The sequence below is a fragment of the Bradyrhizobium sp. USDA 4504 genome (assembly GCF_054063995.1).
In genome coordinates this window covers 3,257,272-3,271,024 of sequence record NZ_JBSSGV010000001.1, presented here as the reverse complement: position 1 = coordinate 3,271,024, position 13,753 = coordinate 3,257,272, and the positions used below count along the sequence as shown (strand labels likewise).

At 65.9% G+C, this 13,753-nt stretch carries 12 protein-coding genes and 1 pseudogene; 4 read left to right on the top strand and 9 right to left on the bottom strand.

Going from position 1 to position 13,753, the window contains the following annotated elements:
- Positions 1-76 precede the first annotated feature (76 nt).
- The gene (locus tag ACVMB1_RS15085; RefSeq protein ID WP_456849904.1) at positions 77-883 is read left to right on the top strand and encodes an N-acyl homoserine lactonase family protein; all 807 of its coding nucleotides are present in this window, start codon (positions 77-79) and stop codon (positions 881-883) included.
- On the opposite strand, the gene ACVMB1_RS15080 is transcribed toward ACVMB1_RS15085, so the two are convergent.
- Positions 874-1,692 (bottom strand): helix-turn-helix domain-containing protein, encoded by an 819-nt coding sequence (locus ACVMB1_RS15080; protein ID WP_456848694.1) that lies wholly within the window; start codon positions 1,690-1,692, stop codon positions 874-876. The two genes, ACVMB1_RS15085 and ACVMB1_RS15080, sit on opposite strands and share 10 nt — an antisense overlap.
- A gap of 79 nt (positions 1,693-1,771) precedes the next feature.
- Here ACVMB1_RS15080 and ACVMB1_RS15075 point away from each other — a divergent pair.
- Positions 1,772-2,650, top strand: a pseudogene (locus ACVMB1_RS15075) (DMT family transporter).
- Here the strand turns inward: ACVMB1_RS15075 and ACVMB1_RS15070 are convergent.
- A complete protein-coding gene (locus ACVMB1_RS15070; protein WP_057020744.1) occupies positions 2,651-2,842 on the bottom strand; it encodes a hypothetical protein in 192 nt (63 codons plus the stop codon). It lies immediately after the preceding pseudogene.
- 174 nt (positions 2,843-3,016) lie between these two features.
- On the opposite strand from ACVMB1_RS15070, the gene ACVMB1_RS15065 reads away from it, so the two are divergent.
- A complete protein-coding gene (locus tag ACVMB1_RS15065) occupies positions 3,017-4,273 on the top strand; it encodes an adenylate/guanylate cyclase domain-containing protein (RefSeq protein ID WP_456848692.1) in 1,257 nt (418 codons plus the stop codon).
- A 180-nt stretch (positions 4,274-4,453) separates the two neighbouring features.
- Here the strand turns inward: ACVMB1_RS15065 and ACVMB1_RS15060 are convergent, their stop codons facing one another.
- From ACVMB1_RS15060 to ACVMB1_RS15045, 4 genes are all read right to left on the bottom strand, one after another.
- Complete coding sequence (locus ACVMB1_RS15060; protein ID WP_456848690.1) at positions 4,454-5,695, bottom strand: MFS transporter; 1,242 nt, start codon at positions 5,693-5,695, stop codon at positions 4,454-4,456.
- Positions 5,696-5,838: 143 nt separating this feature from the next.
- Positions 5,839-7,593, bottom strand: a complete 1,755-nt coding sequence (locus ACVMB1_RS15055; protein ID WP_456848688.1) for a flotillin family protein — start codon at positions 7,591-7,593, stop codon at positions 5,839-5,841.
- 3 nt (positions 7,594-7,596) lie between these two features.
- Positions 7,597-8,259 (bottom strand): OB-fold-containig protein, encoded by a 663-nt coding sequence (locus tag ACVMB1_RS15050; RefSeq protein WP_456848686.1) that lies wholly within the window; start codon positions 8,257-8,259, stop codon positions 7,597-7,599.
- Positions 8,256-9,386, bottom strand: a complete 1,131-nt coding sequence (locus ACVMB1_RS15045) for a PspA/IM30 family protein (RefSeq protein WP_253590074.1) — start codon at positions 9,384-9,386, stop codon at positions 8,256-8,258. The genes ACVMB1_RS15050 and ACVMB1_RS15045 overlap by 4 nt, the downstream gene beginning before the upstream one ends.
- A gap of 120 nt (positions 9,387-9,506) precedes the next feature.
- On the opposite strand from ACVMB1_RS15045, the gene ACVMB1_RS15040 reads away from it, so the two are divergent.
- Positions 9,507-10,880, top strand: a complete 1,374-nt coding sequence (locus ACVMB1_RS15040) for an Nramp family divalent metal transporter (RefSeq protein ID WP_076834384.1) — start codon at positions 9,507-9,509, stop codon at positions 10,878-10,880.
- Here ACVMB1_RS15040 and ACVMB1_RS15035 read toward each other — a convergent pair.
- The 3 genes from ACVMB1_RS15035 to hemB all read right to left on the bottom strand — a co-directional run bounded on the left by ACVMB1_RS15035 (position 10,877) and on the right by hemB (position 13,548).
- Positions 10,877-11,653 (bottom strand): arginyltransferase, encoded by a 777-nt coding sequence (locus ACVMB1_RS15035; RefSeq protein WP_076834382.1) that lies wholly within the window; start codon positions 11,651-11,653, stop codon positions 10,877-10,879. The genes ACVMB1_RS15040 and ACVMB1_RS15035 overlap by 4 nt on opposite strands.
- An 86-nt stretch (positions 11,654-11,739) precedes the next feature.
- Positions 11,740-12,297, bottom strand: a complete 558-nt coding sequence (locus ACVMB1_RS15030) for an RDD family protein (RefSeq protein WP_057020739.1) — start codon at positions 12,295-12,297, stop codon at positions 11,740-11,742.
- Between the two features lie 186 nt (positions 12,298-12,483).
- Positions 12,484-13,548, bottom strand: a complete 1,065-nt coding sequence (hemB, locus tag ACVMB1_RS15025; RefSeq protein WP_076834380.1) for a porphobilinogen synthase — start codon at positions 13,546-13,548, stop codon at positions 12,484-12,486.
- Between the last annotated feature and the right edge of the window lie 205 nt (positions 13,549-13,753).

Sequence of the window (13,753 nt, the reverse complement as noted above, 5' to 3'; positions counted from 1 at the left end):
ACACGGCACATTGCGGCCACGCGAATGGCTGGCGTGATCAACGGAGGGCGACGTGAAGAAGGCAATCGGTCTTGCAATGTTGTCCTTCGCCGTGGGCGCGCTGCCGCATGCGGACGACGCCGAGCCGGCGAAACCAGGCGTCGAGAAGCTCTACATCCTCAACTGCGGTGAAGGCGTTGCCGGCGACATTTCACGCTGGTCGCCCGGCGTCAACGAAGGCAAGTCGATGGACTTCGTCGACAATTGCTACCTGATCAAGCATGCCCGGGGCTGGTTCCTGTGGGACACCGGGATTCCCGACGCGGTGGCGGCGATGCCGAACGGCCTTGCGCCGGCCGATCCCAAGGCGGTCACCTGGCGGCGGCCGAAGACGCTCGCCGCGCAGCTCGACCAGCTCGGCGTCAAGCCGTCGGACATCAAGGCGATCGCCGTGTCGCACACCCATCCCGATCACATCGGCAATGTCGAGCTGTTCCCGGCCGCGATGCTGTATGTGCAGAAGGCGGAATATGAATGGCCCGGCGCCAACAACGCGCCGCGCTTCAAGCCCGAGCATCCCGTGACCAAGCTCGAAGGCGACCGCGACGTGTTCGGCGACGGCAGCGTCACCATCCTGTCGACGCCGGGCCACACGCCCGGCCACCAGTCGCTGCTGGTGAAGCTGCCGAAGACAGGTGCGATCGTGCTGACCGGCGATGCCGTTCACTTCAGGGATAATTGGGACAATCGGCGCGCGCCGAGCATGAACGCCAGCAAGGAGCAGACGCTGGCCTCGATGCAGAAGATCGCCGATACGCTGACGAAAGAGAAGGCGCAGCTCTGGATCAACCACGACAAGGCGCAGCGCGACGGGCTGAAGCTGTCGCCGGAATTCTACGACTGAGCCGCCGTGGCGGTGTTCGCTTTCGACCAGTTTCGAAAGATCTGCGCGGTCTTCTCGTCCATCGGAAAGAAGCTTTCGATGCGCAGCTCCTGCAGCGTGACGTCCTGCGGCGTCCCCAGCGTCGCGATCGTGGTGAACAGCTGCAGGCTGACGTCGCCCTTGCGGAACAGCATCGGCAGCACCGGTCCGGATGCGGGTCCGGTCGGCGCGGCCAACGCGGCCTCGACACCGTCATAGGCCAGCAGGCGCTTGAGCAATTCCGCCGTCGCGGTGGTGCCGTCGGCGGCGGCATCGGCCTCGACGCTGCGGACGAAGTGGCCGGCCACCTCGGTCCAGTTGGTGAGATAGGGGCGCAACACACCGGGCGCGACCAGCGCATCGGCGAGGTTGACCGCCGTGCCTGGCGCCAGCGGCCCGACCAGGAATTCCACCAGTTGGCTTGCGCCTGCATTGGCGAGCAGCAGATTCCAGTGCCGGTCGACCACGACCGCCGGGAAGGGCTCCTGCTGTGCCAGGATGAAATCGAGCGCGTAGCGGATCTGGGCGAGCTCCGGCGCGGCGAGGTCGGTTTGCCGCCAGACCGGCGCGAAGCCGGCCGCGACCAAGAGCGCGTTCTGCTGGCGCAACGGCACGTCGAGCGCCGCGGCAAGCCGGATCACCATGTCGCGGCTCGGCGCGGCGCGGCCGAGCTCGAGAAAGCTGAGATGGCGCTGGGAGATATCCGCGCGCCCGGCGAGCTCGAGTTGCGAGTGCCCCTTGCGCTGCCGCCACCAGCGCAGGCTGGCCGAAAAATCGCGCTGCTGCGACATGAATACCTGTGAAGTAGTTGCCGGAATGATCTTGCTGGGCAAGATGCCACAAGCGAACCGAAAACGCATGGGGATCGGAATGGGCGAGTGGATCGGCGTTGCGATTGCACTGGTCTCGAGCTGCCTCGGCGGCACCGCCGCGGCGATCACCCGTTACCTGGCGGGCAATGCCGACCCGATCACGCTGGCGATCCTGCGCTGGGTGATCGGCTTTCTCTGTGTGCTGCCCGCCGCGGTCCTGCTCGGGGCGAAGTGGCCGCGGCGTGACGACTTGCCGGCGGTCGCGGCGCTCGGCGTCGCCTTCTTCGGCGTGTTCTTCGTGCTCTATAATCTCGCGATGTCCTACACGACGGCGGCGCGCGCCAGCCTGGCGCTGGCGACCTTGCCGCTCTCGACGATGGTGGTCGGCGCCTTGCTCGGCTTCGAGCCGCTGACGATGCGCAAATCGATCGGGGTCTCGATCGCGGTGCTCGGCGTTGGCGGCGGCGCTGGCATCCGGGCTGGCGGCGGCGCCAGTGGGCGCATGGCGCGGCGAACTGATCATGGCCGCCGCAGTGCTCTGCATGGCCTTCTACAACGTGCTGTCGCGGCCGTTCATCCGCCGCTCCAGCGCGCTCGGCTTCCTTGCCGTCGGCATGGGCGCCGGCGCGGCCGCGCTGGTGGCGGTGGGATCGTTCACCGGCAGCCTGGCGACGCTGCGCGAGTTCGGCACGTCGCAATGGATCGCGGGGCTCTATCTCGGCATAGCCGGCGGCGCGCTGGCTTTCATCTGTGGGTGCTGGCGCTCGAGCGGGCCTCGCCGACCCGCGTCGCCAACACCATGACGGTCAATCCGATCGCCGCCGCGCTGCTTGCGAAGCAATTGGTCGGCGAGCCGATCACGGCCAATCTGGTCGTCGGCCTGATCGCGGTCTTCGCCGGGATCTGGATCGCGACGTCGGAAACCAAATCGGTCTGATCAGCCGCGCGGCGCGGCAGGCGCGGCCGCCGGCGGGGCAGGCGAGTGCGTCGGCTTCAGCGTGCCGGCGTAGAACGACAGGACGAACACCAGGATAAGGCCGACAAGATAGACCCCATAGGATTGCGGCGGGGTGATCGCCCATTGCATGAGGCGTCGGATCGGGTTTGGCGGGCCAGCGTCGTTGTCCATGCGCTGTTGTGCGCGAAGGCCCGGACAAAAGGAAGCGGAATCGGCGCCATTCGGCGGCCGTGTTCCGCGCGAAATGGTGAGGCGGGCGGCCTTGCAATGCCGCATTGGCGTTCGCATCTGTCACGCGACGACCAGCCCTTCCTCCCGCACCAATTGCCCGGCATAATCCAGCTTATGGAACTGACGCCCCGTTTGCGCATCATGAATTGGCTGGTCCGTCAGGGTCTGACGGGCCTGCCGGAAAACGACCTGCTGCGCGGTTTCTGCGAGCGCTGCCGGGCGGCCGGCATGCCGCTGTCGCGGGCGATCGTCTTCATCGATACACTGCATCCGATCTTCGAAGGACGCGGTTTCCGCTGGAACGACGGCGAGAGCAACGAGGCCGACATCTTCGAATACGGCTCGACCAGCACCGGCGAGGCCAGCCAGACCTGGCGGCGGTCGGCCTTCTATCACATGCTCGAAAACGGCCATGACGAGATAGTGATCGATCTCGCCGACACCTCGCACGATTTCTCCATGATCGGCGAGTTGGCCGAGAAGGGCCACAAGCATTTCGCCGCCTTCGTGCATCGCTTCGGCGAGGCCGGCACGATCGGCGAGATGGACTGCTTCTACTCCTACTACACCACCCGCCGCTCGGACGGGTTCGACGAGAACCACATGGCGGCGCTGCGCGACCTGGTGCCGGTGCTCGGGCTCGCGATCAAGTCGGCCGCGCAGGTCGAGATCGCCCGCACGCTCGGACGGGTCTATCTCGGCCGGGACACCGCGGAGCAGGTGCTGCGCGGACGCATGCAGCGCGGCATCACCGAGAAGATCAAGGCCGTGCTGTGGTACTCCGACGTGCGCGGCTCCACCGCGATCAGCGAGCGGATCGGCCCGGACGAGATCATTCCGTTCCTCAACGACTATGCGCAGGCATCGATCGACGCGATCCATGACGCCGGCGGCGAGGTGCTGAAGCTGATCGGCGACGGCGTGCTGGCGATGTTCACCGGAGAGAACGTGGCAGGCGCCAAGCGAGCGGCGCTGCGGGCCGAGCACAGATTCCGGCATAACATCCGCGTGCTGAACGATCGCCGCGAGAACGAGGGCCGGCCGACCACCACGGCCTATGTCGGGCTCCATGTCGGCCAGGTGTTCTACGGCAATATCGGCAGCGAGGACCGGCTGGATTTCACGGTGGTCGGGCCCGCCGTCAACGAGGTGAGCCGGATCGCATCGATGTGCGCCTCGGTCGACCGCGAACTATTGACCTCGACCGATTTCCGCACCGGGCTCGACGCCGCCGGCCGCAACTATCTGGTCTCCACCGGCCGTTTCGTGCTGCGCGGCATCGGCCATGCACAGGATCTATACACGCTGGATCCGGCGATTGCCGCCGACGAGGTCGTCGGCGGCAAATACGAGCGGTACCTGGCGAGCTAGCGTCTCTCCACCGTCGTTGCGAGAAGCTCGCGACAAAATTGCAGAGCAATTTTGCGCTGAAGCGACGAAGCAATCCATCGTCCCGCATATGCGGAAAAATGGATTGCTTCGTGGAGCCTGTCATCGGGCGCGCATTCGCGCGACCCGTTGGCTCGCAATGACGGCTGAGAAGACCCGGGATCAGCAGCGCGCGGGGTCGCCGACCATGTCGGGCTGCCGCGTCAGCGACACCGCGGGCGACATCAGGATCACCAGCGCCTGGGCGGCGAAGATCGCGGCCGCGAGATAGAGGCAGGCTTCGGCGCCGTAGAGGCCGCCGACGACCGCGCCGAGCGCGGAGCCGAGCGGGCGCGCGCCGTAGCTCATGATGTTGATCGCCGAGACGCGCCCGAGCAGCGAGGGCGGCGTCACCGACTGCCGCAGCGTGGTGGTCGAGATCACCCACAGGATTGGGCCGACGCCGAGCAGGAAGAAGCTGAGGCCCGCGAGCAGCGGCGTCGCAATCCAGGTCGTCAGCGCCATCACGGCCGCGGCGACGAAGCCGGTGACCGGGCCGAGCCCGATCACGGTGCCGAACGCCAGCCGCTTCATCACGCGGGTCGCGAACAGCGCACCGACCACCATGCCGACGCCGTACATCGCAAGCGTGGTGCCGACGCCGGTGGCGCTGAGCCCGAGATGGCGCACCGCATAGGGCACGAACACGGCGAGCAGCAGGAACGACGCGGTGTTGAAGATGAACTGGGTGATGAACACCGGCCGCAGCAAGGCGTGGTGCATCACGAAGGCCGCGCCTTCCTTTATGTCCTGCAACGGATGGCGCCGCGGGGCAGGCTGGCGCGCCGGCTCGTAGATGCCGGCGAGCAGCACGACCGCGATCGCCGACAATGCCGCGGCGAAGCCGAATGCGGGCGCGGCCCCGACCCAGCCGACCAGCACGCCGCCGAGCGCGGGGCCGCTGGCGAACGCGACGGTACGCGCGAGCTCGATGCGGGCGTTCGCCGCCGGCAATTGCTGTGACGTCACCAGCGAAGGGACCAGCGCCGGCGCAGCGACGCTGTAGGCGACCGTGCCGCAGACCGCGATGAAGCCGAGCAAAGCGAGCAGCGGCAGCGTCATCAGGCCGAGCCACAAGAGCAGCAGGATCGCGGCAAGCGCGGCCGCGCGCAGCGCTTCGGAGCCCGCCATCACCCAGCGCCGCGACACGCGGTCGGCGAGCAGGCCGGCGGGAATCGCAAACAGGATGAAGGGCAGCGTCAGTGCGGTCTGCAACAGGCCGGTCTGGCCTTCGCCGACGCCGAGCAGCAGCACAGCGACGATGGGCGCAGCCGCAAGCGCAATCTGTTCGGCGGATTGCGCGGCGAGATTGGACCAGGCCAGGCGGTTGAAGGTGGCCGGCAGGCGAGGCGTATCGGCGGACATGACGGAATCCTTGATCATTCGACTGCCCGGTAGTGTGTGGTTGGAAGAGGCCCGATCCCACCCGTTTCCCGATAACGCCAAAAGCAGAAGCCCGCCGAAGGGGATCGGCGGGCTCTTCCAGAGTCAGACTTGGCTGAAAGCTGTCACTGCGGTTTGGGAGCAGGCGCCAGTTGGCCCGTAATGCTGCCGACCAGCGCGGTTGGCGCGCTTTCGATGCCCACCGTCGGTGTTTCGGCGACCTCGGCCTTGCGCTGCGCCAGCGCGCTGGTCAGGCTGGTGAGTGCGTCGGAGCCGGCGGGGAAGCCGGCCTCCGAGAGGATCTTGTCGATCATCGGCTTGAATGCGGAGACCGACAGCAGCTGCGCGGCGAGCCCGTCGCCGAGCCCGAGGCCGCCATTGCCGTTGGCGTGGCCGTTGGCGCCGCCGCGACCGAGCATGCTGCCGGTGTCGAAGATCCGGATGTCGGAAATCTTCTCGATCGGCTTCACCGCCTCGGCGAGCGCGCTCGGGATCACGTTGATCCGCGCGAGGTTGAGATCGTAGGCGATCATGTCGGCGCTCAGTCTGTTGCGCGCCTCCGCCTTCATCGTCGCGACCTCGGCTTCGGCCTGGCCGAGCGCCTTGACGCCGGCAGCGCGGGTGGTGGCAGCCGCCGCATCGGCCTTGGCGAGCACGTTGGTGGCTTCCGCCTTGTTGGCGGCGGCCTGGCGTTCCGCCTCGGCCATCACCGTGATCGGCATCGCGTCGGTCTCGGCCGCCTTGCGCGCCGCGATCACGTTGATGATCTTGTCGCGCTCGGCGATCTCGGTGGCGCGGGCGGTGGTGACCTTTTCCTCGGCAGCGATCGCAACGGCACGCGCGGTCTCGGCGATGGTCTGGGCTTCCGACTGCTCCTTGCTCTTGGCCGCGACCGCGATCGCGCTTTCCTGCGCGACGATCTGAAGGTCGCGCTCCATCTCGGTGTTGCGGCGCTTGACCGCGAGATCGGCCTCGATCTTGCGCGTGTCGCGGGCCTGGTTGGCCTCGGTCTGCTTGTTGGCGACCGCGAGCTCCTGCTGGATGCGGTATTCGGCCTCGTTCTGCAGCGCGGTCTGTTCGACCTGCGCCGTCTGCGCGCGCATCGCGGCGGTCTTGTTGGCGATGTCGCGCTGCTGGGCGAGCTCGGCCTCGCGCTTGGTGCTTTCGATCGTCAGCGTGGTCTGCCGCGCCACCAGATCCTGCTGGGCGATGTTGACCTCGGTGGTGCGGACGATCTGGTTGCGCTCCTGCTCACGCTCCTTGGTGATCTTGGTCAGCGTGGTGAGACCATGCGCATCGAAGAAATTGCTCGGGTTGAAGTGCTTGATGTCGCTCTGGTCGAGCTTCGTCAGCGACACCGATTCAAGCTCGAGACCGTTGTTCTGGATGTCGGCGCCGACCGCGTCCTGCACCGCCTTGACGAAGGTGGCGCGCTGCTCCTGCAATTCCTCGAGGTTCATGGTCGCGGCGACCGAGCGCAGGCCGTCGACGAACTTGGCCTCGACCAGCTCGCGCAGCTCGGCCGCGTCATTGGTGCGGTTGCCGAGGGTCTGCGCCGCGAGCGCGATCGACGACGCGTCGGGTTTGACGCGCAGATAGAACTCGGCGCCGATGTCGACGCGCATGCGGTCCTTGGTGATCAGCGAGTCCGGGCCGCCGCGCGCGACCTCGAGCCGTAGCGTTTTCAAGTTCACCGCGGCGGTGGAGTGGAAGATCGGCAGCACGAGCGAGCCGCCGTCGAGCACCACCTTCTGGCCGCCGAGGCCGGTGCGGACATAGGCCTCATCGCGCGTCGAGCGCTTGTAGAGCTTTGCGAACAGGAGACCGATAACGAGGATGACGATGACGCCAATAACGACGGGTACAGCAAGTTCCCACATGTGTTATGCCCTGTTGGAAGATCGTTGTTGTTCGACGAGGTCGGCTGGAGCGGCAATCGCGATGAAGCCCTTGGCATCGCGATCGACCAGCAGCACGCTGGCGCCGACCGGCAATGCCTCGGACTCCGCGCTGGCACGCGCCGACACGGTGTGCCAGTTGCCGAAGACATCCTTGAGACGGACCCGGCCGGGCAGGCCCTGATCGAGCGGGCCGACCGACACGGTTGCGACCTTGCCGACAAAGTCGCTGTCGTTGACCGCATAGCTCTCGTCGCGCGGAATGACGCGGGCGAGGCCGCGGCTGGTATTTCTGATCACGGGGATGCTGCCTGCGGCAGCAACCACCGCGGCAAGCGAGACCGGGATGGCGGTGCCTGCGGCATGCGCCAGTCCCTGAAGCAGGAAGCCTCCGATCGAGAAGATGCCGAGGATCAGGATGATCAGGATCAGGAGGGGAAGCCGTCCGGCGTTGATCCAGAGAAACAGGCCACTGAGAGCATTGTGGCTCTCGGCCTCGACCGCGAAATCCTTGCCGATCAATTCGCTGATCGAAAGTCCGATCATGGTGCTGAACAGTTCGATACCGCCAAGTGCCACCATGATCGCAGCCGCGACCGCGAAGGGCCGCACGTCGGGGGCGAGCAGAATGTCGCCAACTGCACTCATTTTTCTGACTTGATCCTTTCAAGCCGCGCCGCGATTTCCTTTTCGCGATGCAGGCGATCGAGTTCGTCAAGCTCCTTGTCGCCGAGCACGCTGGAGGCGGGAACGCCGGTGACCCGGGCGATCGCCGCCATGGCGCGCTCAGCACTCAATGTATTGGTCGTCGATGGGCCCCGGCTGGTTTCGTCCTGGGCCTCGCGGATCAGGCTTTGTTCGAGATCGGCCAAACGCGTCTCCGCCTCGCGGCGCGCGCCGAGCATGGCCTGCAGCGCCTTGGTCTGCTCGTCGATTTCGAGCTCGATGAAATCCATCGCGCGTTCCAGCGCGATCACCTGCGACTCCAGATCAATTTGCCGTGCGACGCCGGCACGCGCGAGATCCTCGCGATTTTCCGCAAGTGCGAGACGAATCTTTTCGTTCAGATTGGTCGTTTCGGTATCCAGTTCTTCGCGCCGCTTCTTCAGGCGGAATTCTTCGGCGCGCGACTTGCCGAGCGCGTAGCGCGCTTCGTCGGCGCCGGCGTCGATCTCGCGGATCGCCTGTTTGACCAGCGCGACCTTGTTGTTGTTCTCGACATTGTCGATGGTCTGGCTCGCGATGGCGGCAAGAAGCCGGCCCATGCGCGCAAGGATGCCTTCGTGAAGCATGGTCTTCTCCTCCGGTTGTGCTGATTTCGATTTGACGGCGATGTGGATTTCGTAGCCGCGTCCATCCGAGATCAAATGCGCCGGGAAGGGGCTTTCCCAGCCTGAGACATATCCCGGCACATCGAACGGCACCAAGACGCGTCCGCTAACAGTGCTAATGGTCAGTGAAGTTGGGCCCTTGATCGCAAACAACTTGTCGTCGAGCGGTATCCGGCGGACGGCGGCGCCTGCGATGTAATTGGCACGGTCGCGCAGGCCGAGCGTCACCAGCCGTGCGGGGAGGCCGGTCTCCTTGCGGATCTTCTCGTAGGCCTGGGCGTGCAGCGAGACGAGGTTGGCGCCGACGGGGGCGACCTCGGCGAGGATCGCCATCATCCGGTCATAGGCCGCAAAGGTCGCCTCGATCGCCTCGATGCCTGAAGGGTCAGGGGCGAGGGCGTAACGCAGGGTTGCGGTGGGCGTCTCGACGGGCAGCTTAATCATGCATCTAACGTAAAGCGCTTCCTTAGTGCTTTACAAGGAGGGCGGTGGTATCATTTTCGTGAGCCTAGATGCAGTTGCAAATGAGTTGCAATAACGGGACAGATCGGCCATCCTTGTCGGATGGATGCTCGGACCCCTGAACTGTCTTCCGTTTCGGTTCCCAATGCCGTGCCAAGTGGCTGGCGGGGCGATGCCGGACATGTGCGCAGCCTGCCTGAGGTGAACGCGACCGTCGCGGTGCCGTCAGGCGGCCTGTGGTGGCGGCGGCTGCTGGCCTTCGCCGGGCCGGGCTATCTGGTTTCGGTCGGCTATATGGACCCCGGCAACTGGGCCACCGACCTCGCGGGCGGATCGAAGTTTGGCTACACGTTGCTGTCGGTCATCCTGCTCTCCAACCTGATGGCGATCCTGCTGCAGGCGCTTGCCGCGCGGCTTGGCATCGCCACCGACCGCGACCTGGCGCAGGCCTGCCGCGCGACCTACTCGCGCCCGGTGAATTTGCTGCTGTGGCTCGCCTGCGAGGCCGCGATCATCGCCTGCGACCTCGCCGAGGTGATCGGCACCGCGATCGCGCTCAAGCTGCTGTTCGGCATTCCCCTGATCGGCGGCGCGCTGCTGGCGGCGCTGGATGCGTTCCTGCTGCTGCTCCTGATGAATCGCGGCTTCCGCTTCCTCGAGGCCTTCGTCATCGCGCTCTTGATCGTCATCGCGGTCTGCTTCGTCGTCCAGATCGCGGCCGCCGCGCCGCCGGTGGCCGCCGTGCTCGGCGGCTTCATCCCGTCGCGCGAGATCGTCACCAATCCGGAGATGCTGTACATCGCGATCGGCATCATCGGCGCCACCGTGATGCCGCATAATCTCTATCTGCACTCCTCGATCGTGCAGACCCGCGCCTACCCGCGCACCGAGGAGGGACGGCGCGACGCGATCAAATGGGCGACCACCGATTCCACCATCGCGCTGATGCTGGCGCTGTTCGTCAATGCCGCGATCCTGGTGCTGGCGGCCGCGACCTTTCACAAGAGCGGCCATTCCGATGTCGCCGAGATCGACCAGGCGTTCGAACTGCTGTCGCCGCTGCTCGGCCTCGGCATCGCCTCGACGCTGTTTGCCGTGGCGCTGCTCGCCTCCGGCCTCAACTCGACGGTGACGGCGACGCTGGCCGGCCAGATCGTGATGCAGGGCTTCCTCGACCTCAAGCTGCCCGACTGGCTGCAGCGGCTGGTGACCCGCGGCATCGCGATCGTCCCTGTCATCGTGGTCGCCGCGCTCTATGGCGAGAGCGGCACGGCGCAGCTGCTGGTGTTCAGCCAGGTCGTGCTGTCGATGCAGCTGCCGTTCGCGGTGATCCCGCTGGTGCGGTTCGTGTCCGACAAACGCAAGATGGGCGCGTTCGCGATCTCACGCCCCGTCGCGGTGGCGGCGTGGATCGTCGCAGGGTTGATCGTGATCCTGAACGTGAAGCTGCTGATCGATACGTTCTTCGGCAGCTAGTCCTGCGGCTCGGCGAGCACCTCGCCTGATGCGTCGACGCGCAGCCAGCCCGACGGCGCGAGCCGCTGCTGCGGCAGGAAGCGGCCCTTGTAGTCCATCTTCTTGGAGCCCTCGATCCAGTACCCGAGATAGACGTAAGGAAGGCCCTGCCGGCGGGCGCGGGCGATGTGGTCGAGGATCATGAAGGTACCGAGCGAGCGGGCCTCCAGCCCGGGCTCGAAGAACGAATAAACCATCGACAGCCCGTCGCTGAGCACGTCGGTCAGCGCCACCGCCATCAGCTCGTCGCCGCGGCCGGTGATGGCGCTGTCGCCATTGCGCTTGCGGTACTCGATGATCCGGGTCTCGACATGGCTGTCCTCGACCATCATGGCGTAGTCGAGCACGGTCATGTCGGCCATCCCGCCATTGCGGTGGCGGCGGTCGAGATAGGCGCGGAAGACCGAATATTGCTCCGAGGTCGGCACCGCGGTGCGCTGCTCGCCGATGATGTCGGCGTTGCGGGCCAGCACCTTGCGGAAGTTGCGGGAGGGGCGGAATTCGTTGGCGATCACCCGGACCGAGACGCAGGCCCGGCACTGGTCGCAGGCTGGGCGGTAGGCGATCGACTGGCTGCGGCGGAAGCCGCCATGGGTCAGCAAGTCGTTGAGATCGCCCGCTTTGTCGCCGACCAGGTGCGTGAAAACCTTCCGCTCATGTCGGCCCGGCAAATACGGGCAAGGCGAGGGCGCCGTCAAATAGAACTGGGGAGTATCACGCGAATGCTGGGTCACGTCAGATCGTCGGGCTCCACAAACAATACAGGCAGCCGAGTGAGCATCGCCCCCCTGAGGCTAACGGTCAATTGGTTTAGGCGGGCCTAATAGGAGGTCCGCGCGGCCGGGGCGACGGGGGTCCGGACCGAGCTGTTGATAATGACGGTTCCGAGGACGATGTCGTGCAGCAGCCGGCGGCGGCCGTTGAGCAGCCCGATCAGGAGCACTAGCGGCGACAGGAACGAGATCGTCACCCAGAACAGCACCGCATGGGTGGCGCCGAGCACGAAATAGCCGCGCGCACCGTACCAGGTCCGCAGTTCCAGATCCATCATGCGCATGCCGATGGTGGCCGAGTGCTGCCCGCCGATCGAGGCGCCGTAGTAGACGATCGCCCAGACGATCGAGGCCGGCGAGACCAGCCAGAACAGCGCCCAGCCGAGACCGAGCGTGACGAGGCCGAACACCGCGATGAAAATCACCGCCAGGATCACCGGCACCGACAGCACGAACAGGTCGATCAGGAACGCAAAGACACGTCGCGTCAGCACGCCGCGGAACAGGTCCGGCTGCATCATTGGGTCGAACGCATGCGGAGGAACGCCGCCGTCGTTGCGCCAGGCCTCGTTGCGCCAGGTGCCGCCGTCATTGCCGTAAGACATGACCAACCTCCGATGAAAGTCCCGCGCAGGACATGGGAACAGGAGGCGCATTCGCCAAGCCTGCGCGAACATTAACTAGCCGAAATAATCCGGCGATTCGGGGGCTGGATTGAGCGGTTCTACCTTCACGCCGTCATTGCGAGCGGAGCGAAGCGATCCACTTGTCGCAATAACGGGCGGCGGCCGTCAGCTCTCCGCCTTGATCTTTTCGGCGGCCTTCGGCGCGAAATAGGTGAGGATGCCGTCGGCGCCGGCGCGCTTGAAGCCGACCAGGCTCTCCATCATCGCGCGCTCGCCGTCGATCCAGCCATTGGCGGCGGCGCCCGCGATCATCGCGTACTCGCCGGACACCTGGTACACGAAGGTCGGCATCGCGAAATGGTCCTTCACGCGGCGGACGATGTCGAGATAGGGCATGCCCGGCTTCACCATCACCATGTCGGCGCCCTCGGCGATGTCGAGCTCGACCTCGCGCAGCGCCTCGTCGGAATTGGCGCTGTCCATCTGGTAGGTGCGCTTGTCGCCGGTCAGCGTCTTGGCCGAGCCGATCGCGTCGCGGAACGGGCCGTAGAAGGCGGAGGCGTATTTCGCCGCATAGGACATGATCTGCACGTCGCCGAAGCCGTTGTCGTCGAGCGCCTCGCGGATCGCGCCGATCCGGCCGTCCATCATGTCCGACGGCGCGATCACGTCGCAGCCGGCCTCGGCCTGGGTCAGCGCCTGCTTCACCAGCACCGCGACTGTCTCGTCGTTGAGGATCCTGCCGTCCTCGATCAGCCCGTCATGGCCATGGCTGGTGAAGGGATCGAGCGCGACGTCGCAGAGCACGCCGATGTCGGGAAACTCCTTCTTGATCGCGCGCACCGCCTGGCAGACCAGATTGTCGGGGTTGAGCGCCTCCGAGCCCTGCTCGTCGCGCAGCGACGGCTCGGTGAACGGGAAAAGCGCGATGCAGGGAATGTTGAGCCTTGCCGCGCGCTCGGCGTCGCGGACGATCTGGTCGACGGTGAGCCGGTCGACGCCGGGCATCGAGGCCACCGGCGTGCGGGTGTTGTGGCCATCGACCACGAACATCGGCCAGATCAGGTCATTGCTGGTCAGCACGTTCTCGCGCACCAGGCGTCGGGCCCATTCCGACTTGCGGTTGCGCCGCATCCGGATCGTGAGGTCGAGCGAGGGGGAGGCGAGGGCATCGCTCTGCCGCCGGGGCGCATCACGCAGTTCAATCGGGCGCCCGAATTTGATCGCCATGTCTTCTTCTCCTCGACGGACGGCATTCTGGACCTGATAAGGTCTGGACCTGATATAAGTCCGTTTCTAGCACCTGTCAGGGCCGCCGTCATTGCGCCGCTATTGCATCCGTGGCGCCCTTGATTTGCCGCAACGGCAATTGATTTTGCGTCCCCGGCGGGCCAAGACTGCGCCCATGAACCCCATTTTGCAGCCGCTATGCGGC

Bases quoted from the DNA above. Each gene is read 5' to 3' on its own strand.
- ACVMB1_RS15030 (WP_057020739.1), bottom strand. From the start codon at position 12,297: ATGTCTTACGGCAATGACGGCGGCACCTGGCGCAACGAGGCCTGGCGC.
- ACVMB1_RS15065 (WP_456848692.1), top strand. From the start codon at position 3,017: ATGGAACTGACGCCCCGTTTGCGCATCATGAATTGGCTGGTCCGTCAG.
- ACVMB1_RS15070 (WP_057020744.1), bottom strand. From the start codon at position 2,842: ATGGACAACGACGCTGGCCCGCCAAACCCGATCCGACGCCTCATGCAA.
- ACVMB1_RS15085 (WP_456849904.1), top strand. From the start codon at position 77: ATGTTGTCCTTCGCCGTGGGCGCGCTGCCGCATGCGGACGACGCCGAG.
- ACVMB1_RS15055 (WP_456848688.1), bottom strand. From the start codon at position 7,593: ATGTGGGAACTTGCTGTACCCGTCGTTATTGGCGTCATCGTCATCCTC.
- ACVMB1_RS15040 (WP_076834384.1), top strand. From the start codon at position 9,507: ATGGATGCTCGGACCCCTGAACTGTCTTCCGTTTCGGTTCCCAATGCC.
- hemB (WP_076834380.1), bottom strand. From the start codon at position 13,548: ATGGCGATCAAATTCGGGCGCCCGATTGAACTGCGTGATGCGCCCCGG.
- ACVMB1_RS15080 (WP_456848694.1), bottom strand. From the start codon at position 1,692: ATGTCGCAGCAGCGCGATTTTTCGGCCAGCCTGCGCTGGTGGCGGCAG.
- ACVMB1_RS15050 (WP_456848686.1), bottom strand. From the start codon at position 8,259: ATGAGTGCAGTTGGCGACATTCTGCTCGCCCCCGACGTGCGGCCCTTC.
- ACVMB1_RS15045 (WP_253590074.1), bottom strand. From the start codon at position 9,386: ATGATTAAGCTGCCCGTCGAGACGCCCACCGCAACCCTGCGTTACGCC.
- ACVMB1_RS15060 (WP_456848690.1), bottom strand. From the start codon at position 5,695: ATGTCCGCCGATACGCCTCGCCTGCCGGCCACCTTCAACCGCCTGGCC.